We start from the raw sequence: 25788 nt of genomic DNA, 5'->3' as shown, positions 1-25788 counted from the left end.
AGAGTCAACGTGGGCGGGTCAGCGGGCTAATCCGAAGTCTGCGCGTCGCGCCGCGGGTACCAGGTCGAGATACTCGCGGTGACGGGCGATGAAGCGCTGCACGAACGGGCAGTAGGGCTGTACCGCCAAGCCCTCAGCGCGGGCGATGTCGAGCGCGCCCTTGATCAGCCGAGTCCCGAGACCTTCGCCTTTGCGCGCCGGGTCGATCTCGGTGTGCAGCAATGAGATGACGCCGGGCCGGCGGCGGTACTCGACGTAACCCAGAACCGTTTCGCCGGCGGCGATTTCAATACGTCTGCGGTCGGTGGCGTCGGAGACTGTCGGGTTCATGTCAGGACCCCGCGAGGTAACGATGCACGTGCGCGATCGCCACCCCGCCCTCACCGACGGATGCCGCCACGCGCTTCACCGATCCGGAGCGGACGTCGCCGATGGCGAAAATGCCGGGCGCGCTCGTCTCGAGAGGGAAGGGTTCGCGTTCGGTACTCCACAGTCCTGAGTTCATCGCATCGGTTCCCGTCAAGACGAATCCGTGGCTGTCGCGCGAGATCTCCGGAGGCAACCATCCGGTCGCCGCTTCGGCGCCGATCAGGACGAAGAGCACCTTCGCCTCCCGTCGTGATGTCATGCCGGTCTTGCGATCGATCACGTCGATCGAGTCGAGTTGGTCGTCGCCGTACGCCGTGACGACCTCCGACTGAGTTTCCACCCGGATGTTCGCCTTGGCTCCGATCTGCTCAATGAGATAGTGCGACATGCTTTCTGAAAGCGATTCGCCGCGAACGATCAGCGTCACGGAGCGGGCGTGGTTGGAGAAGAAGATCGCGGCCTGCCCGGCGGAGTTGCCTGCGCCGATCAGATAGAGGTCGTTGCCCTGCGCAAGACCTGCATCGCTGGGCGCCGCACCGTAGTACACGCCGGATCCGATGAATCGATCGATGGAATCGAGTCCGAGGCGCCGCCACTCCACCCCGGTCGCGAGAACGATCGCCCTGGTCCGCAGCATGTCGCCGCCGTCGAGCCCGATGGTCATCTCAGCGGGATCGATGTCTTCGACCCTACGGGTCACGACGATCTCAGCGCCGAGTCGCTTGGCCTGTTGAAGTGCCCGCCTGGCGAGCTCGTCGCCGGAAACCCCGTACGGGAACCCCGTGTAGTTCTCGATCCGCGTCGAGGTGCCCGCCTGACCACCCGGGGCGAACGACTCGATCAGCGCGGTCTTCAGACCCTCGGATGCGGCGTTGACCGCTGCCGTCAATCCTGCCGGACCGCCTCCGACGATCACCACGTCGTAATGCGACAAGGCCGGTTTGACAGTCAGGCCCGAGAGCGTGGCGACGGCACGCATCGTTGGGGCAGTGAGCTGAGTGCCGTCGCGGAGCACTACCACCGGATAGGGCGCCGCGACGGTCGATTGACCGCCGGTGCGCGCGATGGCGCGCGAATCGTCCTGGTCGAGGCGTTCGTACGGAATCTGGTTGCGGTAGAGGAAGCTGTCGCAGCTATGCACCTTCGGGTCGAGGCGGGGACCGATGACGGATATCGCGGCGTCGTTTGGCTGCGCCGTGGCGCTGCTGAGCATTTGGATGCGCTCCAGCGCGGCCGCCCCGACTGCTTCGGAGATTTCCGGCGCCATCGCCGACAGCGTGTGGTAGACCTCGACGGTCACCTTCAGCACACGTGACGGCGCGATGGCCCGCATGCTCGCGGGCAAGGGCGTGCCGAGCGTCATCGGGATCTCGCCTCCGAGTTCGCCGGGTAGCCGGACGCCGATCACCTGCTCGACACCGTTGACCTGCTTCGTCAGCTCCGTCTTGCCCTCGACCACAACGGCCAGGGCACGGATGTCACCCTCGTGCGCGACGTACTCGCCTGCCGCTAGATGTATGTCCTCAACTTCGCCGACAAGGTACTCCAGCGCCTTCTCCTCGAGATTCGAGAAGAGCGGAAGCGCGGCCAGCTCGTCGATGGTGAACATGATTGCCTCCCAGATGTTTCTGTCCGCTTGTCCGCGGGCGGAGAATTCTCATGGGGACACAGTGCGCCGACGAACCAGCGTGACACGTGGGGCATCTGCCTCAACATTCAACGAGGGCTAGGCGATGGCGCCGGCGTTCTTGAGCTCCTCGATGCGATCCCAGTCCATTCCGAGTTCCATGAGCACGATCTCGGTGTGCTCGGACGCCTGCGGGGCACGCGTCGTCTCGAGCGGTTCGTGGTTGAACTGGACGGGGCCGCGCACGACCTTGAACGGGGCTCCGCCGTCGGCGGCCTCCACCTCGACGATCATGTCGTTGGCGATCGCCTGCTCGTCGGACGCGAGATCGACGAGGCTCTGGAACGGCGCCCACTGACCTTTCATGGTCTTCAGCCGCTTGCGCCAGTAGTCGAAGGGCTTGCTCCGGATGGATTCAGCGATCAGTTCCGCTGCCGCTGCGGCGTTTTCGATTAGCGGCATGACGTCGTTGAACCGAGGGTCGTCGGCCAGCTCGGGCAGGTCGAGATGTTCGAACGCATCACGGATATACCCCGTGGGGCTGACTATGCACAGGTTGATGGTGCCCCCGTCGGAGGTGAGGTAGTTGCCGAGGAACGGGTTCACGGTCGGGCCGATCGTGTCGGGCATCTGCGAGCGCATGGTCTCGCCGGTCTCCATGCCCTGCGTGACGCTGGCGCCCGCCGCCCACCATGCGGTGCTCAGCAGCGAGACGTCGAGTTCGACTGCCTCGCCGGTGCGTTCGCGATGAAACAGCGCCGCCGAGATGCCGCCCGCGATGTTCATCCCGCCGATGGAGTCGCCGAACGCCGGGATGCCCTGCGACAACGCGCCGCCGAGCTCTTCGGGGGTCAGCGCATGGCCCACACCGCTGCGCGTCCAGAACGCGGTGCCGTCGAATCCGCCGGTGTCGCGTTCGGCGCCCTTGTCCCCGTAGGCGCTGCCACGCGCGTAGACGATGTTCGGGTTGACCGCACGGATGTGTTCGACGTCGAACTTGTTCTTCTGCCGCTGCGCGGGCATGTAGTTGGTGAGGAACACATCGGCGGTCTTGGCGATCTCGTAGAGCACTTCCTGACCGCCGGGGGTGGACACGTCGATACCGACGCTGCGCTTACCCCGATTGGGGTGCTCGATCAGCGGGTGCCGGTTCGGATCCAGCTGGAAACCGCCCATGTTGACGAAGCCGCGCTGCGTGTCACCGCGCACCGGGTGCTCGACCTTGATGACGTCCGCGCCCCAATCGGCGAGGATCGCCCCCGCGGCCGGAACGAACGTGAACTGCGCAACCTCGAGGACGCGAACGCCGTCCATCACCTTGATCAAGTCGACTCTCTCCAGCCCGTCTCGTCGTTGTAATCGCCTACTGTAATCGTTACAGTTGAGCGTCCAGCATTGTTTGTTCTGAATTGTACGAGGTAACTGGTGAGCCTCACCGAGGACCAAGTAGACCGGACCGAAACCAGCGTCGACGTGGGCGTGCGGGCGGCGGCACGCGCCGAGTCGCGCATGCTGATCGACGGCGAGCTCGTTGCAGCGTCCTCCGGGGCCACCTTCGACAACTTCAGCCCGGCGACGGGGTTGCTGCTGGGTGCGACGGCCGCCGCAGGCGCTGACGACATAAGTCTTGCCATCGCGGCGGCCCGCCGCGCGTTCGACGAAACCGACTGGTCGACCAACCGCGCGTTGCGTAAGCGGTGCCTGACTCAATTGCAGGTGGCCATCGAGTCCGAGAAGCAAGACCTGCGCGAGGAACTGATCGCCGAGGCGGGCGCTCCGGCGATGACGACGCAGACCGCACAACTGGAATGGCCGGTCGCCGAATCGCTGCGCTATCCCGCCGGCTTGATCGACGACTTCGAGTGGGAGCGCACGCTCGATGGCGGCGGGTTGTTCGGCGAACGCAACGTGCGCACCGTGGTCAAGGAACCAGTCGGCGTCGTCGCGGCGATCACCCCGTCCAACTTCCCGATCGAAGTCATCCTCAACAAGCTGGGGCCTGCCCTGGCGGCGGGCAATACCGTTGTCCTCAAACCGGATCCGAACACGCCGTGGAACGCGACGCGGCTCGGCAGGCTCGTCGCCGAGCGCACCGACATTCCGGCGGGCGTGCTGAACGTGGTGACGACCCCGTCCAACGACGTCGCCGGACTCGTCGGCACCGATCCGCGTGTCGACATGATTTCGTTCACCGGCTCGACGGCCGTCGGCAAGCTGTTGATGCGGCAGGGCGCCGACACCATGAAGCGGATGTTCCTCGAACTCGGCGGCAAATCCGTGGCCATCGTGCTCGACGATGCCAACCCCGCTGCGGTCCTGGGCGCCGCGATCGGAGTGTGCGTGCACGCCGGTCAGGCGTGCGCGGCCACCACCCGGATGCTCGTGCATCGGTCGCTGTACGACGAGGCCGTCGCCACCGTCACCGCCGCATACCAGAATGTGCCGGTCGGAGATCCGGTGCTGCCGGAAACCCTTGTCGGGCCGGTGATCAGCGCCGCGCAGAAGGACCGCGTGCTCATGGCTGTGGAGCGGGCGCGCGCAGAAGGGGCCGAGATCACCACGGGCGGAGGCACCGTCGACAACCTGCCCGAACACCTTGCCGGCGGGCACTACGTGGAGCCGACGGTGATCGTCGGGGTCGACAACAGCGCGGCGATCGCCCAGGAGGAAGTCTTCGGCCCGGTGCTGATCGTGATGCCGTTCGACGACGACGATCACGCGGTGCGCATCGCGAACGACAGCGCGTACGGCCTTGCGGGAGCTGTGATCTCGCGATCGATGGAGCGCGGTATGGACATCGCCCGCCGCATCCGCACCGGATCCTTCGGCGTCAACGGCGGGATGTTCTACGGCGCGGATGCGCCGTTCGGCGGGTACAAGAACAGCGGCGTGGGGCGTCAATGTGGCATCGAGGGTTTTCAGCAGTACCTCGAGACGAAGACGATCGCTTGCCGGGTGCCTCGCCAGAGATGATCACGACGCGTCGATGAGCGTCTGCGCGTGGTCGAGAATGCTTTCGAGGATGTAGTCGTAGTCGATGTTGTCGGCAAAACCGATGTAGCGCTTACCGTTCGAGCGCTGCGCGGGAAATCCCTCGGTCTTGGCCTGAATGCGCTCCAGCACGGCGGAACCGCGGGTGTGTACCGAGATCGCTCCGTAGGTGGCGGCGGCCGGTTCGGCGTCTAGACCGGCCTCGATGAGCGCCGTAATGGGTTGTTCGATCTTGTGGAGTGCCCCGCGTACCGCGCGCCCGCTGAACTGGCCGCGGATGAGCACGAGATCGCAGAGGGTCGGATTGTCCCGGAAGTGTGCGCGCATGGTCCGTGCGTGGTCACGAAGCGACGTACGCCAGTTGGTCGCGTCGATGGTCGGCACCGTGAACTCGAACTGCTCCAGCGCTCGATCGGCCATTGCGTCGAGCAGGTCGTCCTTGCGCCGGAAGTACCAGTAGATGCTCGTGACTCCGATGTCGAGATGTTTCGCGAGCACCGGCATGCTCAGGTTGTCGATCGATACCTGATCAGCGACCTCGAAAGCGCCGGAGATGATTTCGTCGACACTGATCGATCCGCGGTCCCGTCGCTTGCGGACCTCGGCCTTCGTGTTGGCGGCCACAACTCAACCGGCGGGGGCGAACGTGACGGGAATGGCGGTGGGGGAGCGGAAGGGTTGCCCGTGGATGTGCGGGTTGTCGTCGGTGACGAGTTCGATATCGGTCAGCCGGTCCAACAGGCACTCGAGCGCGACGCGTGTCTCCATGCGAGCGAGGTGCAGCCCCATACAGGTGTGCTCACCCGCGGCAAAGGAGATGTGCGGCAGGCGTTTCCGGTGGATGTCGAACTCCTCGGAGCGTTCCCACCGACGTTCGTCACGGTTGGCCGATCCGATGCACACGTCGATGACCGCACCCTGCGGAATGGTGACGCCCTCGACTTCGGTCTCCTCGGTGGCGTAGCGCTGCACCGTCGTCAGTGGTGTCTCGTACCGCAGTCCTTCCTCGATCGCGGGTGCGATGAGGCTGCGGTCGGCCTGCACCGCCCGGAACTGCTCGGGATGGGTGAGCAGCAGGAAGATCAGGTTTCCCGATGAACGGAAGGTGGTTTCCAGCCCGGCGGGCAGCAAGAGACGCAGGAAAGAGTAGATGGCTTCGTCGGAGAGCTTCTCGCCGTCGATCTCGGCGGTCACCAGATCGCCGATGATGTCCTCGGTCGGCTTGCTGCGGCGCAGCTCGATCTGTTGCAGGAAATAGTCTTTCAGCGCCGCGGACGCCTCGAAGGCGCGCTTCCATTTGACGTGGTAGCTGATCAACTCGACCGCACGCTTGCGGAACCACGGCAGGTCTTCCTCGGGCAGACCCAACAGCTTCGAGATGACCCGGGTTGGGAACTCGAGGGTGAACTGCTTGACCAGATCGGCGTGGCCGGCATCGATGAACTCGTCGATCAGCCCGTTGACGACCGGGCGGACGATCTCGGGTTCCCATCGCGCCAGCGACCGGGACTTGAACGCCGCGGACACCAGATTGCGGTGCTCCCAGTGCTTCTTGCCTTCCATGGCGAGGATCGTCGGGCCGATGAACAAGCCGATGGTGCTGTCGTAGATGTGGGAGTTGAAGGCCTTGCTGTCACGGAACACCCTGTTGACCGCATCCCAGGAGACCGCGGCGTAGAGGTTTTCGGGAAGCATGGACTCCGGCGTCTTGGACCAGTCCATGACGCTGCCCTTGAAGACACCGAACTCGTGCCGTCTCCTGGCGAACAGGGGATAGGGGTCGCGAAGGAGGTCGGCCGACTCTTCGACCGTCACGTTGTGCACTGAGCTCTCCACGACTGCTCCAGCATCTCCGGGTCCGGCTCGGTCCTGCGAACGGTACTGTAAATATTACAGTAGACTATACCAGCTGGATAGGTGCCCAGCGGTCATCGAGGTAAGGAAGCCGGCGCCGACGTGAATGTCCTGGCCGGTGATCCAGCGTGCCTCCGGCGAACCGACGAACGCGATGACAGGAACGATGTCGTCGACGGTCGCGTGCCTGCCCCGGTGGACCGCACATGTCGAGAACCTCCTTGCCCATTGTCGCTTCGAAGTCGGCGAGGATCGGTGTTTCGACGGGTCCCGGGCTGACGGTGTTGACCCGCACCCCGATCTCGGCCCACGCGGGGCCGGCGAGCCGTTTCGTGTCTAGGATCGCCGCCTGCTTCGAGGTGCCGTATACGGAATTACCTTGCTGCGCAGACTGATCCGTCGTTCTAAGCGTCTCCGCTGATCGCCTGCTCACGCGCCCATCGGTAGTCGGCCTTGCCCGCCGGGCTGCGCTCGATGACGGGGCGGAAGACCACCGCCTTGGGCAGCTTGTACCGCGCGATGGACGTCGACGCATGGTCGATCAGCTCCTGAGGGTCCGCGCTGGCGCCTTCCACGAGGGCCACGATGGCGACGACTTCCTGCCCCCACCGCTCGCTCGGACGGCCGGAGACCACGACGTCGGCCACCGCGGGGTGCGACAGCAGCGCAGTCTCGACCTCCTCGACGAAGATCTTCTCCCCGCCCGAGTTGATGGTCTGCGACTCGCGGCCGAGCAGCTCGATACCGCCGTCGGCCAGATGGCGCGCACGGTCGCCCGGTATCGAAAACCGCACGCCGTCGATGACCGGAAATGTCTTGGCCGTCTTGGCTTCATCGCCCTTGTAGCCCAGGGGAACGTAACCGCGTTGCGCCAGCCAGCCGATGCCGTCGTGGCCGGGCTCGAGAATCGCATCGAGTTCCTCGGACGCGACGAAGGTGTCCGGACCGGCGTTGAACTTGCCGGTCGACACGGCGCCGGGGGCCGACATGTGGTTCATCTGGATCCCGGTCTCGGAGGAGCCGACGCCGTCCATGACGATCAGGCCGGGCTTGACGTCGATCAGTCGCTGCTTGGCGGTCGGGGTCAGCAGCGCCCCGCCGTTGGCCACCACGGCCATCGACGACAGATCCGCCGACGAGCGTTCGATGGCGTCGGCCAGCGGGCGCGCCATCGCGTCGCCGACCACCTGCACGGCCAGCACCTTCTCCCGCTCGATCGTTCGCACGACCTCGTCGGCGTCGAACGTGTGCGGATTCTCCGCGAACACGACCGTCTGCCCTGTGGTGAGCGCGGTCATCACGGCCCACTGTGCGGCGCCGTGCATCAGTGGCGGCAAGGTGAAGATCTTGGTGCCAGGGTTCTCCTTGACGCGCGTCGCGATGTCGTCATAGGACCGGGTGAGTTCGCCGGTGCCCATGTTGCGACCGCCGAACGACGTCATGAAGATGTCGTGCTGGCGCCACAGCACGCCCTTGGGCATGCCCGTCGTGCCGCCGGTGTAGAGGACGTAGAGGTCGTCGGGCGACGGCTCGACCGGCGGCGGCGCGGACGGCCCCGACGCGACGATCGACTCGTAGTCGACCGCACCGTGGACGAGGTCGTTACCTGACTCGTCGGCGATCTGGATGAGCACGCGCAGGTGTGGAAGGTGGGGGAGCACCTCTGCGACGCGGGGTGCGAACCTCGCGTGGTAGACCAGCGCGGTCGCACCGGAATCGTTGAGCAGGTAGTGCAGCTCGCTCTTCACGTAGCGGTAGTTGACGTTGAACGGTGCGACCCGGGCGCGCCACGATCCGAGCATCGACTCGACGTACTCGGGCCCGTTGTAGGCGTAAATGCCGAGCAGGTCCTGGCCCACCTCGTGGCCGGCGAGCTCCGAGCGCTCCTTCTTGACGCCCAATCCGCGGGAGCGCAGGTAGGAGGCGAGCCGGTTGGACCGTTCCAGGATCTGGGCGTAGGTGTAGCGGCGGTCGCCCTGGACGACGTAGTCCCGGTCACCGATCACCGCGGCGACAGTGTCCAAGGCGGCCGGAACGGTGAACTGTGGTGCGGAGTCGGACATCGTGCCTCTCATGGCTGGTGCGGAAGCAGGCGGACCATCAGGCCGTTGGCTTCACTCAGGACGTTGCCGTCAGAGTCTGTCATCGTCGCAGTGATGAAGGCCTTCCGCCCGTCGATGGAATCTATCCGACCGCGCGAAACCAATGGTTGGTCTATCGGCGTGATCTTGCGGTAGTCGACGTGTAGGAAGGCGGTGCGGCTGTTGGCGCGCCCCGCGGCCGTGACGATCATCCCGAAGTGCCAGTCGAAGAACAACGGTATGACGCCGCCGTGCACGGCGTTGTTGCCGCCGACGTGGAAGCGGCTGAACTGGCCCTCCATGACGACGCCGTGGGGGCCGACCTCCGTCATCGTCCACGGCGGCATCAATGGATGACCGAGACCCGGCAGGTGGGGCCCGCGACCGGCGGGCGCAACACCCTGCGGAGCCCGGTGGGCCTCCAGGCGCGCACACAACTCTTCGACCTGGCCGGCGGCGTCGGCCCACAGCGCGTTGTCCGGATTGGTCGACACGACGATGTCCTGCAGGCGTCGCATGGCGGTCATGAACCTGCCCAGTTCGGGACCGGTGTCGACGGGTTGGATCTCGGGGAACGGGGCGCTCTCGGCCGGGATATGACGGTCGGTTTCGGTCACGCTGGTTTCCCTGCCTCGAGTAGGCCGTCGGTGGTCGTGATGGTCGCGAGCAGCGAGAGCATGGTGTCGATGATCGTGTTCGCGTAATTGATGGGGATGCCGGCGACGGCGCCCTGGCACTCCTGGGTGACGATCGCGGTATGGGACGGCTCGACGAGGTCGATTCTCATACCGATGCGGGTACCTCGTAGAACTGCTGCGCCCACTTCCGCAGTGTCATATAGGGTTTCGCGTCGATCTTCGCCAGCGGGGGATTCTCGACGTACTCCTGATAGCGCCAGATGTCGAGGTCCTCCCACACCGTGCGGAGGAACTGCTTCTCGACGCGTTCGCGGACGTCGTCCGGCGGTATGTCGGACGTCTCGCCCTCACGCTTGGGCCACCAGATCGAGTAGAACATCGTCGAGAGTCCGTCCTCGACAGGAGATACGGCAAAGATCAGCCGGTGATTCGACGAGCCCTCGAACACGCTGATCGCCCCGCCGAGGCCGAACATGTGGCTGTGGATGTACAACGCCATCTTGTTCGGATCGTCGCTGCGGGCATCCGGCCAACCGGTGAGGAACTGCCATTGCGGCCCGACGATCTTCCACTCCAGGTTCACCGGGGTGACGGTCGCGCCGTGCACGTAGTGAAAGTGCGAGCTGTCCGGCCCGTTCTCCGCGACGATCTGCGGGTGGACCGGCTCGTTTTCGGTGCGGCGCGAAAACTCAGGGTACGGACGGTAATACGCCGACGGGTCGGTCTCGAACTGCGGGAAGGACGTGAAGATGTCCGGCATCTCCCACTGCGGTTCCTTGCCCTGCGGTTGATGCCAGACGAACACGCAGCCGTGCTGTTCGTTGACGGGAAACACCCGGAGCTTGAGCGCGCGGTTGGGCCGATCCGGTTGATACGGGATGTGGCGGTTGGTCCCGTCGGGTCCCCAGCGCCAGCCGTGGAACGGGCATTCGACACAGTCACCGACGACCTTGCCGCCGTGCCCGATGTGCGCGCCGAGGTGCCTGCAGTGCGCCGACAGCACATGCAGTTCGCCCGACTCGTCGCGGTAGGCGACGAGGTCTTCGCCGAAGTAACGAAGCGGACGGGTCTCGCCCTGAGGAAACTCGGCCGACCAACCCACCATGAACCAGCCGGTGACTTTCCAGGTGAACGGGACTTTCACGTCGCCTCCTAGTGAGCCAGCGTAGTCAACGGAAGATATTACAGTAGAGGTTTCGACAGCTGGGCCGCGCTGGGGTGGGGCTGCGAAAGAGGCTGGCTGTCAGGCGTCGCACGGATGCGTGACCGAACTGCGTACACGCTTGCATTTCCGTCAACCTACGGTAGCGTAGGTTACGCAGCCGTAGGTAAAGCCTGAGTATTGGAAAGACCTCGATGACGTCAACCCAAACTGCATTGCTCACCGAGCTGGAACCGGTGGTGGAGGCGAACCTGAACCGCCACCTCGAGAAGGCCAAGGCGTGGAACCCGCACGACTACGTGCCGTGGAGCCGCGGGCGCGACTTCGCACTACTCGGCGGAGAGGACTGGGTCCCGGAGGATTCGCCCCTCGACGACGTCGCCAAGGCGGCCCTGGTCGTCAACCTTCTGACCGAGGACAACCTGCCCGCCTACCACCGCGAAATCGCCTTGCGTTTCGGACCGGACGGCGCGTGGGGGCAATGGGTCGGTCAGTGGACCGCCGAAGAGGCGCGGCACAGCATCGCGATTCGCGACTACCTCATCGTCACCCGCGGCGTCGATCCCGTCGCGCTCGAGCAGGCTCGCATGGTGCACATGAAGGCCGGCTACGACTCTGGTGACAAGTCGATGCTGGAGGCGCTGGCGTACGTGTCGTTCCAGGAACTGGCGACCCGGATCAGCCACCGCAACACCGGTCGGGCGTCGGGTTGTCCGGTCGCCGAACAACTCCTCACCCGGGTTGCGACCGACGAGAACCTGCACATGGTCTTCTACCGGAACCTCGTCGAGGCGGCGTTCGACATCTCGCCCAACGCAACGATGGAAGCCGTCGCGCGCGAGGTCATCAACTTCCAGATGCCCGGCAGCACCATGCCGGGCTTCGCAGAGAATGCGGTGACGATCGCCAAAGCCGGAATCTACGACCTCCGTTCACATCTCGACGATGTCGTGCGTCCGGTGTTGCGGTTCTGGCAGGTGTTCGAGCGCGACGACATCGACGGCGAGGGCGCGCGTGCGCGCGAAGAGCTGGCAGCGTTCCTCGACCTCGTGGAGGAGAGGGCCCGCCACTACGAGCGGCGCCGCGAGGAACGGCTGGCGGGCGCGGGCGCAGTGTGACCCTGCGCTGACGGCATCGGCTCGGACTCGGTCGACATCCGATTGTGTCAACGGGTCGCCCCGCGCCTGATACTGTAATAGTTACAGTATCTGCCGTCGGAGCGAAGACGAGGTGCCGACCCGTGACCACGCCCAGCCCTGCCCGATTCGATGCGATCGTCATCGGAGCGGGATTCTCCGGTCTGTACGCGCTGCACCTGCTGCGTGAGCGGGGTGTCCGCACGGTCGCGCTCGAGTCGGCCGAGGGCGTCGGCGGAACCTGGCTGTTCAATCGGTATCCCGGCGCGCGCTGCGACATCGAGAGCATCGAGTACTCCTACAGCTTCTCCGACGAGATCCAGCAGGAGTGGGTGTGGACGGAGACCATGCCGGCCCAGCCGGAGATCGAGGCGTACCTGAACTTCGTCGCGGACAAACTGGACCTCCGCCGCGACATCCGGTTCAACACCAAGGTCGTCGCGATGACCTTTGACGAAGATGCCGCCGAGTGGGCGATCCAGACCCAATCAGGCGAGACGTTCGTCGCGTCGTACGTCGTCGCCGCCTCCGGCATCCTGTCGGTGCCCATCGATCCCGACTTTCCAGGGATGGAGAGCTTCACCGGCGCATCGTTGTTCACCGCGCGCTGGCCGAAGGAAGGGTTCGACCTGTCGGGTAAGCGTGTCGGCGTCATCGGCACCGGGTCCACCGGCGTGCAGCTGATCCCGGTGGTGGCGCAACAGGTCGAGCACCTCACCGTGTTCCAGCGCTCGCCGGCGTACACGTTGCCGTGGGAAGTGCGCGCATTCGACGACGGCGAGCTCGACGAACTGAAGGCGAACTACGCCGAAATCCGCGCCGCACAGCGCGATCACGCGGTCGGGGCCGCTCGGCTGAGTGCGTTCTCGGTGATGTTCGAGATGATGTCGAAGCCGCCGCTGAAGTCGGCGTCGCGACAGGACCAGCTGCGCGCGATCGAAGAGGGCGGGGTGCTGGGTGCGCTCAGCTGGGGCGACGTGTTCTTCGATATCGAGGCCAACCGGATGGCCGCGAAGCTGTACGGGGAGGCTGTCGCCCGCATCGTGAAGGATCCGGAGACGGCGGCATCGCTGACGCCGAGCCATCCGTTCGGGTGCAAGCGGCCGATCATCGACCAGGGTTACTACGAGACGTTCAATCGCGACAACGTGACGTTGGTCGACCTTCGCAAGGGGCCGATCGTCGAGATCACGCCGACGGGCATCCGTACCGAGCAGGGCCACTACGACCTCGACGTGATCATCTACGCGACCGGCTTCGATGCGATGACGGGCGCGCTGTCCCGAATCAATGTCCACGGCCGGGACGGAATGTTGTTGGGCGACTTCTGGACATCGGAAGGCCCGTACACCTATCTGGGGATCGCGGTCGCGGGTTTCCCGAATCTTTTCATCGTGCAGGCGCCAGGAAGCCCTTCGGCGGCAACGAATTTCGTGGCCGCACTCGAGCAGCATGTGGAGTGGATCGGCGACTGTATCGGGTACCTGCGAGACAAGGGATACCGCACCATCGAGGCACTGCCGGACGCGCAGCGGGAATGGATCGAGCACACCACCGAACTCGTGGCGCCCACCGTGTTGGTCGATCCGTCGTGCAACTCCTGGTACAACGGCGGCAACGTCCCTGGGAAGAAACGGATGTACATGGGCTACACGGCGGGGATTCCCGAGTACCGGCGGCGTTGCAACGAGATCGCCGACGCGGGCTACACCGGTTTCAAGCTCGCATGAGGCCAGCCGAGCGCGCCCGGATCATCGGGCGGGATTTTGTCGGCGTGGTACCGAGGGCGCATGCCGCCGTTGCAGGGTCCGGTGACTGGAGGCCGGTGTCGCAGCGCGGCGCGCGTCAATTCGGTGAGGTGGTGCTCGACGAACTCGCCTTGTCCGGCATGACCTTGACCGCTCCGCCGCCGAAACTCGAACGGACGATTGACGCCTGTGCGGCCACGGCGAACGAGCTGTCGGGACTGACCGTGGCCGAGGCCAACGCGGAGCCGGAACCGTTGCGGGTCAAGTCCGTTCGACGGCGTCGGATCGGGCGACTGGCCTATGAACAGGTGAGATTCGACCACGATCCGCAGTTGCCTCAGTCGCTGGCGGTTGAGGGTCTGGGTGGTCCCGCGACGGCGCTGGTGCACGTCTGCCGCGTCGGCGACGATAAGCGCCCCTGGCTGGTGTGGGTGCACGGCGCAGGCCAGGGTCAACCGATCGATCTGCTGTTCTCGCGGGCCCGTCGGCTCCAGGAGGAGCTGGGGTTCAACATCGCGTTGCCGGTGCAGCCCGGCCACGGTGCCCGTCGTAACGCGTGGCCCACGTATCCCAACATGGATCCACTGAACAACGTCGCGGGCATGATGCGGGTGGTGTCGGAGGTCCGCGCGGTGATCCGATGGCTGCGGCCGCAGTCCACCGCGATCGCGGTGTCGGGCGTGTCGATGGGCAGTCCGGTGGCGGCGCTGGTGGCGCACCTCGAAAAGGTCGACGGCGTAGCGGTTTACACGCCGATCTTCGGGCTCAACGGAATGATCGCCCAGCACCTCGGCAGGTGGGGACCGTCGGTGCAGGAGACCATCGAGCTGCTGCGCTCCGACAACGTGGCAGCCGTGGCGTCCGTCGTCGACCATCTGGACGTCGAGCCGACGCCCCCTCCGGCGAACCGTCTCATCGTGGGCGCCTGGCACGACAGGATGGCGATGCGTGAACCCGCCCAGCAACTGCACGAACGGTGGGGCGGCGAGCTGTACTGGCATCCGGGCAGCCATGTCGGGCATCTGTTCGCCGGCGGCGTGCAGCGTGCATCGGAGCGGTTTCTGCGTGGAATCAGCGAGCCGTAGTCGCGAATGAACCGGTCGCGAAGGCAACTATGTTAGGTGCGTTGCGTCAAACGTTGCGTCGATTGAGGTGCGGAGGAACTCAATGGTGAGTGCTGGCACGACGCTGGTTCCCGACGGTGTCGACGGCCTGACTCCGCAATGGCTGACCAGTGCGCTTGGGCGCGAGGTGACCGGCGTGCGCGCCGAGCAGATCGCGCAGGACAGCGGGTTCTCGTCGCTGCTGTACCGGCTGCATCTCACCGGTGATGGTGTCCCGTCGACGTTGATCGCGAAACTGCCTGCGGTGTCCGAGGCCCGCGGTGCGATGGATCTGATGGGCGGCTATCGCAGGGAGGTCGCCTTCTACCGCGACATTGCGGGTCGGGCGCCCATGAAGACGCCGAAGGTGCACGTCGCGCGGATCGACGACAACGGCGTCGACTTCGTGCTGCTGCTCGAGGATCTTGCCGGCTGGGACAACGCCGACCATCTGGCGGGGCTGTCGATGGAGCGTGCGCGAACGTGTCTCGAGTCGTTGGCCGGACTGCACGCGTGGTCCTGCCAGTCTGCCAACAAGGCTGCGCTGGAGCATTTTCCGAGTATGGACAATCCGATGATCCGCGAGGCCATGGTGCCGGCCTTCGGCTACGGATGGCAGATGTACCTCGAGAAGAGCGACAAAGCGGTGCCGCAAGAGCTGGCGGGGTTCTTCGAGCACTTCTCGGATCGTGCACCGGCTGCCTTTTCCGCGTTGACCGAACACGACATGCTGATTCACGGTGATATCCGGGCCGACAACCTGTTCTTCGACGGCGACGCAGTCAAGGTGGTGGACTTCCAGTTCGCGGCCCGTGGGTCCGGCGTCGCGGATCTGGCGTATCTGGTCACGCAAGGTTTACCCATCGAGACGCGCACCGGCCAGGACGAGGCCTTACTCCGTGAGTATCTAGGCCACCTGGCCGGTCACGGAGTCGATTACGAATTCGACGTCGCGTGGCGCGATTACCGGATCGCGGCGGTGTACCTGACACTGATGCCGATCGTCGCGCTGCTGACCTGGGAAGTCGTGCCCGAGCGGTCGCGCCGGCTCTGCCTCGCGCTCGTCGATCGCGCGCTCGCCGCCATCGACGAGATCAATGCGCTGGAGGTGTTCGCATGACCCGTTCGGCCCGCGAGGTGGTGGAGCTGTACAACCTCGTCGTCTGGAACGAGCGCAACTTCGATCTTGCCGAGGAGTTGATGGGCGACACGGTGATTCGTCATGACGTCGGTGAATCGACGACGCTGACCCATGAGCAGGCGGTGGCACGCATCGTCGACCATTGGCAGATGTTCGAGACGATTCGCTTCGACCTCAATCTGGTGGTTGCGGGCGATGACGGTGAACACGTGGCGATCGTCTACCAGTCGCCGATGGTGATGAAAGACGGCACCAAGGTCGACGTCGGCAGCATGGAGATCTTCCGAGTGGTCGACGGCCGGATCGTCGAAGTATGGAATTGCGGCTACAAACAAGGAGTCTGGCAATGACTGAATCACCGGCTCAGCCGGCGGCTACTGAACGGGTGCTGGATGAACTCGGCTTCTACCTACTTGCCGGCGCGGGCGGTGAGGGGCCGGCTGGGCTCATGGACGAGGCTCGCCGCGGTGAGGAACTCGGCTTCGGAACCGGGTTCATTTCCGAACGCTGGAACGTCAAAGAGGCGTCGTCGTTGACCGGCGCTGCGCTGGCGGTCACCAACCGGTTGCAGATCGCCACCGCCGCAACGAATCACAACACCCGTCACCCCCTGATCACCGGTTCGTACGCGACCACGATGCATCGGCTGTCGAAAGGCCGCTTCACGCTCGGAATCGGCCGCGGCGTGGCCGCGATGTACGCGGCGTTCGGAGTTCCGGCGGTGACGACCGCCCAGATGGAGGACTTCGCCCAGGTGATGCGACGGCTCTGGCACGGCGAGCTGATCTTCAACCATGACGGGCCAATTGGGAAATACCAGTTGCTGTTCCTCGACCCGGACTTCAACGAGGACATCCGATTGGCGATCGTGGCGTTCGGACCGCAGACGTTGGCGCTCGGTGGGCGCGAGTTCGACGACGTCATCCTGCACACCTACTTCACGCCCGAAACCCTGCAGCGCGCCGTCAAGACCGTGAAGGACGCCGCCGAGAAGGCGGGGCGCAACCCCGACGACGTCAAGGTCTGGTCGTGCTTCGCGACGGTCGGTGACCATCTGCCCGAGGAGCTGCGGCTGAAGAAGACGGTGGCACGGCTGGCGACGTATCTTCAGGGCTATGGCGACCTGCTCGTCAATACCAACGGCTGGGATCCGTCAGTGCTGCAACGCTTCCGGGACGACCCGGTGGTCCAGTCCGTCGGCGGGGGCATCGATCACAAGGCCACCGCCGAGCAGATCGAGCACATCGCCACGCTCATCCCCGATGAGTGGCTGGAGCCGTCGGCGACCGGATCGGCCCGCCAATGTGTCGACCGCATCCGTAAGGAGTTCGACTATGGCGCCGATGCGGTGATCATGCACGGCTGCACGCCCGACGAACTCGAACCGATCGTCGTGGAGTACCGCGCACGGCTGTGATTTGTGTGCGTTCGGGAGCGCCTACCGCTCCTAAACGCACACAAATCGCTGGAATTAGGGCGTGATGACGGTGCGGCTCACCGGTTCTGCGGCCGCCTGCCTGCTGTAGATCGCGCGCTGCAGCGCCGACAGCAGCGCGTTGCGCGTCTCCTCAGGGCTGATGAGGTCGTCGAAGCCGAGATGGCCTGCCGACCGGAACGACGCATCGACCTCGGCCTTGCGCAGCTTGGCCTCCAGGTCCTCGCCGGCGTGCGAGGCCTTCGTCAGCGCGGCGGCGCTCATCGCACCCATCGTGGCGCCCGGATACGCAAACGTCGCGCTCTGATTGTCGAAGCCGAGCAGCGACATCACCATCGACCCGAAACCGTAGGCCTTACGGAGCGTCACGTGCAGCTTGATCGTGGTGGCCGCGGTCTGCGCCGCGAACATCCGGGCGCCGCTGCGCAGCACCCCGGTCTTCTCGGATCGGCTGCCCGGCAGCATGCCCGGATTGTCGGCGAGGAACACGATCGGCAGATGGAATGAGTCGGCGACATTGATGAAATGCGCTGCCTTGTCGGCGGCGTCGGCGTCGATCGAGCCGGCCAGCACCTTGGGCTGATTGGCGACGACTGCGACGGGGTGGCCGCCGAGATGGGCCAGCGCGCAGATCATCGCCCGGCCGAACTTCGGCTGCACCTCGAACCAGCCCCGGTCGTCGAATACCACGTCGAGTACGGCGCGCATGTCGTAGACGCGCCGGTTGCCGCGCGGCACGAGGTCGAGCAGCTCGGGTGTCAGGCGCGGCTCGCTCGCTTCGTCCGCGGGCAGCGACGCGGGATACGACCATGCGCTCGGCGGGAAGTACGACAGGTAGCGGCGGATATCGTCGAGGACCGCCTCGTCGTCCTCGGCCAGGTTGTGGATCACCCCGCTGGCGAGCGCGACTGACGGCCCGCCCAGGTCTTCCTTCGAAATCTCTTCGCCCGTCGACTCTTTCACGACCGGCGGTCCGGCGGTGAAGATCGCGCCCTGGTTGCTCATGATGGTCCAGTCGCACACCGGCGCCACCAGCGCACCGTGGCCCGCCGACGGGCCGAGCAGACCGCCGACCATCGGCACCTTGCCGGAGCACTGCGCCTGGGCCAGCAGATCGGTGGGGGTGCGCCCGTAGTGTTCGCCGCTGGGCCGGAAGCCGGCGCCCTCGAGCAGCATCACGAGCGGAATCCGGTCTCGCAGTGCCAACTCCGCGAGCCGGTAGCGCTTCGCGTTTCCGCCAGGGCCGATACTGCCCGCCAGCGTGGTGAAGTCCTCCGCGCCGACCATCACCGGCGATCCGTTGATGAGCCCGGAACCGGCGACGATCCCGTCGGCCGCGATATCACCGCCCACCAGGGTGCCGAACTCCCGGAAGCTGCCCTTGTCGAGGAGGTGGTCGAGGCGCGCCCGGGCGTCGAGCTTGCCCTTGCCGCGATGCTTGGCCAACCGCTCCGTGCCGCCCATGGCTCGCGAACGCTCACGCCGAAGCTCGAGGTCTTCGAGCGTCTCCTTCCAGCCCTGCTCGTTCGTCATGCGCTCTTCCTGTCGTTGAAAGGCGATCGTCGCACCGGCATGTTCACGTTGACCATACTGAATTGCTTACTGTAGCGTCGGCGGGCATGGGAAGTGGCGCCGGCCTCAAGGTCGACGGCGGCGTGTTCAGCCAACTCCATGCGGTGGTCGACGCCGCGGTGACCCTGGAACGTCGCGGCTATGACGGCTGCTGGACGGCGGAGGTCAGCCACGACCCGTTCCTGCCGCTGACATTGGCCGCCGAACACACCGAGACCATCGAGCTGGGCACCAGCATCGCGGTGGCTTTCGCCCGAACCCCGATGACCGTCGCCAACGTCGGCTGGGATCTGCAGGAGTACTCGAAGGGCCGGCTGAACCTGGGGCTTGGCTCGCAGATCCGACCGCACATCGAGAAGCGCTTCAGCATGCCGTGGAGCCGCCCGGTGGACCGGATGCGCGAGTTCGTGCTCGCGCTGCGGGAGATCTGGGCGTGCTGGCACGACGGGACGAAGCTGCGGTTCGAGGGGGACTTCTACACCCACAAGCTCATGACGCCGATGTTCACTCCGGAGCCGCATGACTACGGCATCCCGAAGGTGTTCATCGCCGCCGTGGGTGAGGCGATGACGGAGATGACGGGCGAGGTGGCCGACGGAGTCCTCGCGCACGCCTTCACGACCAAGCGCTACTTCGAAGAGGTGACCACGCCCGCGCTGCTGCGGGGGATGAGCCGATCGGGGAGGCGGCGCAGCGACTTTCAGGTGTCGTGCCCGCTGTTCGTCGTCACGGGAAACGACGAATCCGAGCTGAACGCCGCGGCCGTCGGCACCCGCAAGCAGATCGCGTTCTACGGTTCGACGCCCGCCTACAAGAAGGTGCTCGATCTGCACGGCTGGGGTGCGCTGCACGACGAACTGCACGCGTTGTCGCTGAAGGGCGACTGGGACGGTATGGGCGCGCTCATCGACGACGAGATTCTCGACACGTTCGCGGTGGTCGCTCCGAACGACAAGCTGGCGGCCAAGATTCGCGATCGGTGCGACGGCTTGATCGACCGCGTCATGGTGGGCTTCCCGAGCACGATTTCGGAATCGACCATCTCGGCCGTATTGCAAGAGCTGCGCGAGCCGACCACATAGCGGAGGAACCGGTAATGGCTACCCGGATCATGGACGAAGCGGCAAAGGTGTTCGCAGATCCCAAGTCCTACACCGATGAGAAGGCTTTGCATGCGGCGCTGACCCATCTGCGCGCCAACGCGCCGGTGTCCTGGGTCGAGGTACCCAATTACCGCCCCTTTTGGGCGATCACGAAACACGCCGACATCATGGCGATCGAACGCGCCAACGACATCTTCACCAACTCGCCCCGCCCGGTGTTGACCACTCTGGCGGGTGATGATCAGCAGGCTGCAATCGGTGTCAAAACCTTGATTCATCACGACGATCCGGAGCACCGTGCGATCCGTGCGATTGGGGCCGACTGGTTCCGCCCGAAAGCCATGCGTGCGCTCAAGCTCCGCATCGAAGAGCTCGCAAGGCGTTACGTCGATCAGATGGTCACAGCGGGACCGGAGTGCGACTTCGTTCAGGAGGTCGCCGTGAACTATCCGCTGTACGTGATCATGTCGATGCTCGGCATCCCCGAATCCGACTTCCCGCAGATGCTGAAGTACACACAGGAGCTGTTCGGGAGCGACGACGAAGAGATGCAGCGCAGTGCGTCCATCGAGGAGTCCATGGACGTGCTGCTCGAGATGTTCGCCTATTTCAACGATTTGACCGCCGCGCGGCGCGCCTCGCCCACCGAGGATCTGGCCTCCGCCATCGCCAACGCAACGATCGGCGGCGAACCGCTGTCCGACATCGACACCGTGTCGTACTACCTCATCATCGCCACGGCCGGACATGACACCACCAGCGCCGTGATCTCCGGCGGTCTGCACGCGCTCATCGAGCACCCCGACCAACGGGAGCGGTTGCGCGCCAACATGGATCTCATGCCGCTGGCGACTGAGGAGATGATCCGATGGGTCACACCGGTGAAGGAGTTCATGCGTACGGCGCAGCAGGACACCGAGGTCCGCGGCGTACCGATCGCGGCGGGGGAGTCCGTGCTGCTGTCGTACGTATCGTCGAACCGTGACGAAGACGTCTTCGACGAGCCGTTCAAGTTCAACGTGGGACGCGACCCCAACAAACACAACGCATTCGGCTACGGCGTGCACTTCTGCCTGGGCGCGGCCCTGGCCCGGATGGAGGTCAACAGCTTCTTCTCCGAGCTGATACCTCGGCTGGACTCGATCGAACTCACCGGCGATGCGGAGTACATGGCGACGGTCTTCGTCGGCGGGCCCAAGCACCTGCCGATCCGCTACTCGCTGCGGTGATCTGAGCGCTCACTTCTGGCTCGCGGTGGCCCTGTTCAGCTGGTCCTGCAGCGTCGACGCGCCGAGACTCTTGTCCTTCTTGTGGTGAGACAGCGCCTGAATGGAGACGTCGTGGCCTTCGGCCGCCTTGCGTAGCGCGCCGACGGTCGCCTGCTCGCGGGTGATGTGGGTGAACGGGTCCCAGTGGTACCACCGCATGGCGTTCTCGTAGGTCATCTTGTTGATCTCGTCGTCGGGCACGTTGTTGGCCTTCAGCACCTCATCGAGTTGCTCAGGGGCGCCGGGCCACATCGAATCGCTGTGCGGGTAGTCGGCTTCCCAGCAGATGTTCTCGACGCCGATCTGGTTGCGCATCGCCACTCCGACCGGGTCAGAGATGAAGCACGTCAGGAAGTGCTCGCGGAACACCTCGGAAGGCAGCTTGCCCTTGAAGTCCTGGCCCGTCCACGTCGAGTGCATCTCATACGTACGATCCGCGCGTTCGAGGAAGTAGGGGATCCAGCCGGTGCCCCCCTCGGAGAGCGCGATCTTCAGGTCGGGATATTTCTTGATGGGCTTGGACCACAACAGATCCGCGGCCGCTTGGACGATGTTCATCGGCTGCAGCGTGATCATCACGTCCATCGGCGCGTCGGGGGCGGTGATGGCCAGCTTCCCCGACGAGCCGATGTGCACGTTCATCACCGTGTCGGTGTCGACCAGTGCCTCCCATACCGGCATCCAGTAGTCGTCGTGGAAGGACGGGTAGCCCATCGCGGCGGGGTTCTCGGTGAACGTCAGTGCATGCACACCGCGCGCCGCGTTGCGCCGGATCTCCTTGGCGCATGCTTCGGCGTCCCAGATCACCGGCAGCGTCATCGGGATGAACCGCGCGGGGTAGGCGCCGCACCACTCCTCGACGTGCCAATCGTTGTAGGCCTGTAACAGCGCCAGGCTGAACTCGGGATCCTCCGTGGCGAACAACCGACCCGCGAAGCCGGGGAAGGTGGGGAAGCAGATCGACCCGAGGATGCCGCCGGCGTTCATGTCCTTGACCCGCTCGTCGACCTGCCAGCAACCTGGGCGAATCTCATCCAGTCCCTGCGGCTCCAGGCCGTACTCATCCTTCGGCCTGCCCGCCACGGCATTCAACGCGACGTTCGGGATGACGACGTCGCGGAACTGCCAGGTGTCCGACCCGTCCGGGTTGTGCACCAGTCGCGGCGCCTCGTCCAGATACTTCTTCGGAAGGTGGTTACGGAACATGTCGGGAGGCTCGACGATGTGGTCGTCGACGCTGATCAGGATCATGTCGTCCTTGTTCACGGCGCACCCCTTTTGTAGTTGCTTACCGTATGGGCAACAGTTTAGCTCGCACGGCAACCGCGTTACGGTGGTTCTCAGCCCCAACCTACGGCGATGTGAGGTCCCGATGTCCCGAATTGCACCTTCCGCAGCCTTCGCTTCGATCCCGGTGGACGACCTCGGTCAGGGCGATCGGATCAACCTCGGTGTGGCGTCGATTCTCGGCCACCGCCCGGAGGTGGCGGGCGCGCTCGGAGCGTTGCGAGCAGCCCTCACGTCGACCGGGACGCTTTCGCCGCGGCTGGTCGAACTGGTGCGACTGCGGATCGCCTTCCACAACCAGTGCCGCAGCTGTATGTCGGTGCGCTACCAGAGCGCCATCGACGACGGGCTCACCGAGGATGTGGTGTGCTCGTTGCAGCAGCCGACGGAGGCCGACGATCTCACCGACGCCGAGCGCAGCGCGCTGCGTTATGCGGACTTGTTCGCCACCGATCACCTGGCGATCGACGACGCCGTCTACGACGACCTGCGCACGCACTTCAGCGAGGACGAGCTCGTCGAACTCGGCGTGCACTGCGCATACGCGGTGGGGATGGGTCGGCTGGCGGCCACATGGCAGGTCACCGACGATGTGCCCGACGCATTCCGGTCGGAGTCGGGTTCGACTCTGGCGCCGTGGGATTCCGCAGGCGTCGTCGCATCCGGGTAGGCGCTAGCAGCACCGCGGATTGGGATTGGAGTCCGTCGCCGCGTGGCGCATCCGCCAGTACTCCCGTTCGGACAGCACACGCTCGCCGGGATGTGTCTGCGTGCGATGGGCGACGTAGCGGCGGTAGTGGTTGTCACCCATCAATGAGCCCCAGTACCAACCGATTTGGCGGCCGATTTCGGCAACGCGTCCCATTGCTTCTGCACCTCCCTCTCGACCTTGGTCGGAATCATTCCCGACGGAGCGAAGATGCGTGACGGCACCGGCTCTTCCTCTGTCGTCGGCGCACCACGACCCCGGATCGCCCGCAGTGCCATGATCACGCCCGCGACGAAGACGATGACCACCAGCGTCGCGAACAGAATGGACAGCGAACCCTGGATGAACGTGTTGCGGACGATTTTCTCCATGTCCCCAGGCGTTTTCGCCGTCGAACACAGCTTGCCCGCCTCCTGCGCGGCACTACAGATGCTGTGCAGCTTCCAGTAGCCGAGTTTCGGGTCGGCCGAGAAGATCTTCTGCCAGGAAGCCGTCAGCGTCACCGTGAGATCCCACAGCAGTGGAACCCCGGGCACCCATGCCCATTTGTACAAGCCCTTCTTGATCACCACCACGGTGACGACCGTCAGCGCGATCGCTGCCAGCAGCTGGTTGGCGATTCCGAACAGCGGGAACAGCGTGTTGATGCCGCCGAGCGGATCGGTGACGCCCATGATCAGGATGGAGCCCCAGCCCGCGACGACGAGGATGCTGCAAACCCACGCTCCGACACGCCAACTCGGGTCCTTGAGCTTGCGCAGCGGCCCGCCGAGGTTGCTCAAGCCGTCCGACAGCATGAAGCGCGCCACCCGCGTGCCGGCGTCGACCGTCGTCAGGATGAACAGCGCCTCGAACATGATCGCGAAGTGATACCAGAACGCCTTGAGGCTCGCGCCGCCGAACACCGAATGCAACACCTCCGACATGCCGAAGGCCAATGTCGGCGCGCCGCCCGTGCGCGACACGATCGAATCCTCGCCGACGCTCTTGGCGGCCTGGGTGATCTCGTCGGCTGTGATCGGTGCCCCCGAGAGTCCTAGGCCGTTGACGTACTCGGCGGCGGTCTGCGCGGTGGCGCCGGTCTGCGCGGCGGGGGCGTTCATCGTGAAGTACAGGTGTTGATTGAGGATGGCCGCGGTGACCAACGCCATGACGGCGACGAACGATTCGGTGAGCATGCCGCCGTAGCCGATCAACCGCATCTGGCCTTCCTTCTCCAGAAGCTTCGGCGTCGTGCCCGATGAAATGAGCGCGTGGAAGCCCGACAGCGCACCGCACGCGATCGTGATGAACAGGAACGGGAACAGCGATCCGGCGAACACCGGACCCGCGCCGCTGCTCGCGAACGAGGAGATGGCCGGAGCCTCCATGACCGGGCGAGCGAGCAGGATGCCGATCGCCAGCAGGGCGATGGTGCCGACCTTCATGAACGTCGACAGGTAGTCGCGTGGGGCAAGCAGCAGCCATACCGGCAACACCGAAGCGGCCAGGCCGTAGATGATGATGCACCAGGACAGCGTCACCTTCGACAGCGTGAACCACTCGGTGCCCCAGCCGGTTTGGGCCACCCATCCACCCGCGACCACCGCCAACAGCAGCAGGACGACCCCGATGAGCGACACCTCGGACACCCGGCCGGGACGTAGGAATCGAAGGTAGAGGCCCATGAAGAGGGCGATGGGGATCGTCATCGCGATCGAGAAGACGCCCCATGGGCTCTCGGCCAGCGCACCGACCACGACGAGTGCGAGGACCGCCAACAGGATCACCATGATGGCGAGGACGCCGACGATGGCGGCCGCACCACCGATCGCCCCGAGTTCGTCGCGCGCCATCTGGCCCAGCGAACGGCCGCGCCGTCGGGTCGAGATCGACAGCACCATGTAGTCCTGCACGCAGCCGGCGAACACCGCGCCGATGATGATCCAGATGGTGCCGGGCAGGTAGCCCATCTGCATCGCGAGCACCGGGCCGACGAGCGGGCCCGCGCCGGCGATCGCGGCGAAGTGATGACCGAACAGCACCCGCCGGTCGGTCGGCATGTAGTCGGTGCCGTTCTCGAAAATCTCGGCGGGAGTGGCGTTGTCGTCGCGAGGCTTGATGACGTTCATCTCGATCAGCCGCGCATAGAACCGGAAGCCGATCACGTACGTACAGATCGCGGCGATGACGAACCACACCGCGTTGACGGTCTCACCGCGGACGAACGCGATGATCGCCCATGCTACGGCGCCCAGGACCGCGATGATCCCGAAGACGATGCGGTGGCGGACGCTGATCGGCGAACGGTCGATGACTGCGACCGGCGGCAGATCCTTGTCGGTGCGGATGTAGGTGACGTCGCCGTCACGCTCCGTGATGCGCTCCGATGGTGTGGTCGATGTGGCCACGGTCCCTCCTCGTCGCTGAAGACGGTGCGCCGGAAGCGGGCCTTCGGCCGCGCAGGCGACTGGAAGAGGGGGTCCCGCTTCGACGATTCTAAGCACCGAGTCGGTCGCAAATCGGCAGCTTGCGAACGATATCTGTGGGGATATCGGCGCGACGAGCCGCAGACTGCGAAGGGC

The 25788-nt window shown here is 65.1% G+C and carries 23 protein-coding genes and 1 pseudogene; 10 read left to right on the top strand and 14 right to left on the bottom strand.

Features of this window, described 5'->3' with window-relative positions:
- Window positions 1–18: 18 nt before the first annotated feature.
- The 3 genes from G6N43_RS22250 to G6N43_RS22240 form a co-directional block, all read right to left on the bottom strand.
- A complete protein-coding gene (locus G6N43_RS22250; protein ID WP_083150359.1) occupies window positions 19–330 on the bottom strand; it encodes a GNAT family N-acetyltransferase in 312 nt (103 codons plus the stop codon).
- Between the two features lies 1 nt (window position 331).
- Window positions 332–1978: an FAD-dependent oxidoreductase gene (locus G6N43_RS22245; protein WP_083150360.1), complete on the bottom strand. Its 1647-nt coding sequence runs from the start codon at window positions 1976–1978 to the stop codon at window positions 332–334.
- Window positions 1979–2095: 117 nt separating this feature from the next.
- Window positions 2096–3310, bottom strand: coding sequence for a CaiB/BaiF CoA transferase family protein (locus G6N43_RS22240; RefSeq protein WP_083150445.1), 1215 nt, complete (start codon window positions 3308–3310; stop codon window positions 2096–2098).
- A gap of 111 nt (window positions 3311–3421) precedes the next feature.
- Here G6N43_RS22240 and G6N43_RS22235 point away from each other — a divergent pair, with 111 nt between their 5' ends.
- Window positions 3422–4969, top strand: a complete 1548-nt coding sequence (locus tag G6N43_RS22235) for an aldehyde dehydrogenase family protein (RefSeq protein ID WP_083150361.1) — start codon at window positions 3422–3424, stop codon at window positions 4967–4969.
- On the opposite strand, the gene G6N43_RS22230 is transcribed toward G6N43_RS22235, so the two are convergent.
- The 7 genes and pseudogenes from G6N43_RS22230 to G6N43_RS22200 all read right to left on the bottom strand — a co-directional run bounded on the left by G6N43_RS22230 (window position 4970) and on the right by G6N43_RS22200 (window position 10704).
- Window positions 4970–5611, bottom strand: a complete 642-nt coding sequence (locus tag G6N43_RS22230) for a TetR/AcrR family transcriptional regulator (protein ID WP_083150362.1) — start codon at window positions 5609–5611, stop codon at window positions 4970–4972.
- Between the two features lie 3 nt (window positions 5612–5614).
- A complete protein-coding gene (locus G6N43_RS22225; protein WP_083150363.1) occupies window positions 5615–6823 on the bottom strand; it encodes a cytochrome P450 in 1209 nt (402 codons plus the stop codon).
- 64 nt (window positions 6824–6887) lie between these two features.
- Window positions 6888–7211 (bottom strand): annotated as a pseudogene (locus G6N43_RS22220) (SDR family oxidoreductase); the annotation flags it as partial.
- Window positions 7212–7245: 34 nt separating this feature from the next.
- Window positions 7246–8904, bottom strand: coding sequence for a medium-chain acyl-CoA ligase Mig (locus tag G6N43_RS22215; protein WP_083150364.1), 1659 nt, complete (start codon window positions 8902–8904; stop codon window positions 7246–7248).
- Between the two features lie 8 nt (window positions 8905–8912).
- Entirely contained in the window at window positions 8913–9539 is a 627-nt protein-coding gene (locus G6N43_RS22210) for a PaaI family thioesterase (RefSeq protein ID WP_234810047.1), read from the bottom strand.
- The gene (locus G6N43_RS22205) at window positions 9536–9709 is read right to left on the bottom strand and encodes a hypothetical protein (RefSeq protein WP_163658161.1); all 174 of its coding nucleotides are present in this window, start codon (window positions 9707–9709) and stop codon (window positions 9536–9538) included. Before G6N43_RS22205 ends, G6N43_RS22210 begins: the two co-directional genes overlap by 4 nt.
- A complete protein-coding gene (locus G6N43_RS22200; protein ID WP_083150365.1) occupies window positions 9706–10704 on the bottom strand; it encodes an aromatic ring-hydroxylating oxygenase subunit alpha in 999 nt (332 codons plus the stop codon). Before G6N43_RS22200 ends, G6N43_RS22205 begins: the two co-directional genes overlap by 4 nt.
- A gap of 212 nt (window positions 10705–10916) precedes the next feature.
- Between G6N43_RS22200 and G6N43_RS22195 the strand changes: the two genes are divergently transcribed.
- From G6N43_RS22195 to G6N43_RS22170, 6 genes are all read left to right on the top strand, one after another.
- Window positions 10917–11840, top strand: a complete 924-nt coding sequence (locus G6N43_RS22195; protein ID WP_083150366.1) for an acyl-ACP desaturase — start codon at window positions 10917–10919, stop codon at window positions 11838–11840.
- 122 nt (window positions 11841–11962) lie between these two features.
- Window positions 11963–13588, top strand: a complete 1626-nt coding sequence (locus G6N43_RS22190) for a flavin-containing monooxygenase (protein ID WP_083150367.1) — start codon at window positions 11963–11965, stop codon at window positions 13586–13588.
- Window positions 13585–14691: an alpha/beta hydrolase family protein gene (locus G6N43_RS22185; protein WP_083150368.1), complete on the top strand. Its 1107-nt coding sequence runs from the start codon at window positions 13585–13587 to the stop codon at window positions 14689–14691. The genes G6N43_RS22190 and G6N43_RS22185 overlap by 4 nt, the downstream gene beginning before the upstream one ends.
- A gap of 82 nt (window positions 14692–14773) precedes the next feature.
- Entirely contained in the window at window positions 14774–15829 is a 1056-nt protein-coding gene (locus G6N43_RS22180; RefSeq protein ID WP_083150369.1) for a phosphotransferase, read from the top strand.
- Window positions 15826–16200, top strand: coding sequence for an ester cyclase (locus G6N43_RS22175; RefSeq protein ID WP_083150370.1), 375 nt, complete (start codon window positions 15826–15828; stop codon window positions 16198–16200). Before G6N43_RS22180 ends, G6N43_RS22175 begins: the two co-directional genes overlap by 4 nt.
- Window positions 16197–17267, top strand: coding sequence for a TIGR03857 family LLM class F420-dependent oxidoreductase (locus G6N43_RS22170; protein WP_083150371.1), 1071 nt, complete (start codon window positions 16197–16199; stop codon window positions 17265–17267). Before G6N43_RS22175 ends, G6N43_RS22170 begins: the two co-directional genes overlap by 4 nt.
- 54 nt (window positions 17268–17321) lie before the next feature.
- Here G6N43_RS22170 and G6N43_RS22165 read toward each other — a convergent pair whose 3' ends face one another.
- Window positions 17322–18818 carry an acyl-CoA carboxylase subunit beta gene (locus tag G6N43_RS22165; RefSeq protein WP_083150372.1) on the bottom strand — a complete coding sequence of 499 codons (1497 nt, stop codon included), beginning with the start codon at window positions 18816–18818 and terminating at the stop codon, window positions 17322–17324.
- Window positions 18819–18904: 86 nt separating this feature from the next.
- Here G6N43_RS22165 and G6N43_RS22160 point away from each other — a divergent pair, with 86 nt between their 5' ends.
- Window positions 18905–19939: an LLM class F420-dependent oxidoreductase gene (locus tag G6N43_RS22160; protein ID WP_083150373.1), complete on the top strand. Its 1035-nt coding sequence runs from the start codon at window positions 18905–18907 to the stop codon at window positions 19937–19939.
- A gap of 29 nt (window positions 19940–19968) precedes the next feature.
- Complete coding sequence (locus G6N43_RS22155) at window positions 19969–21189, top strand: cytochrome P450 (RefSeq protein ID WP_083150447.1); 1221 nt, start codon at window positions 19969–19971, stop codon at window positions 21187–21189.
- A gap of 9 nt (window positions 21190–21198) precedes the next feature.
- On the opposite strand, the gene G6N43_RS22150 is transcribed toward G6N43_RS22155, so the two are convergent.
- The gene (locus G6N43_RS22150; protein ID WP_083150374.1) at window positions 21199–22494 is read right to left on the bottom strand and encodes an amidohydrolase family protein; all 1296 of its coding nucleotides are present in this window, start codon (window positions 22492–22494) and stop codon (window positions 21199–21201) included.
- Between the two features lie 106 nt (window positions 22495–22600).
- Here G6N43_RS22150 and G6N43_RS22145 point away from each other — a divergent pair, with 106 nt between their 5' ends.
- Window positions 22601–23185: a carboxymuconolactone decarboxylase family protein gene (locus G6N43_RS22145; RefSeq protein WP_083150375.1), complete on the top strand. Its 585-nt coding sequence runs from the start codon at window positions 22601–22603 to the stop codon at window positions 23183–23185.
- 3 nt (window positions 23186–23188) lie between these two features.
- On the opposite strand, the gene G6N43_RS22140 is transcribed toward G6N43_RS22145, so the two are convergent.
- Both G6N43_RS22140 and G6N43_RS22135 read right to left on the bottom strand, forming a co-directional pair.
- A complete protein-coding gene (locus tag G6N43_RS22140) occupies window positions 23189–23326 on the bottom strand; it encodes a CstA-like transporter-associated (seleno)protein (RefSeq protein ID WP_234810048.1) in 138 nt (45 codons plus the stop codon).
- Window positions 23326–25614: a carbon starvation CstA family protein gene (locus G6N43_RS22135; RefSeq protein WP_083150377.1), complete on the bottom strand. Its 2289-nt coding sequence runs from the start codon at window positions 25612–25614 to the stop codon at window positions 23326–23328. Before G6N43_RS22135 ends, G6N43_RS22140 begins: the two co-directional genes overlap by 1 nt.
- Between the last annotated feature and the right edge of the window lie 174 nt (window positions 25615–25788).

It is taken from the genome of Mycolicibacterium moriokaense (assembly GCF_010726085.1).
Taxonomy (GTDB): domain Bacteria; phylum Actinomycetota; class Actinomycetes; order Mycobacteriales; family Mycobacteriaceae; genus Mycobacterium; species Mycobacterium moriokaense.
Note: the sequence above shows the minus strand (reverse complement) of the source record. Positions and strands in the feature narration are given on the sequence as shown.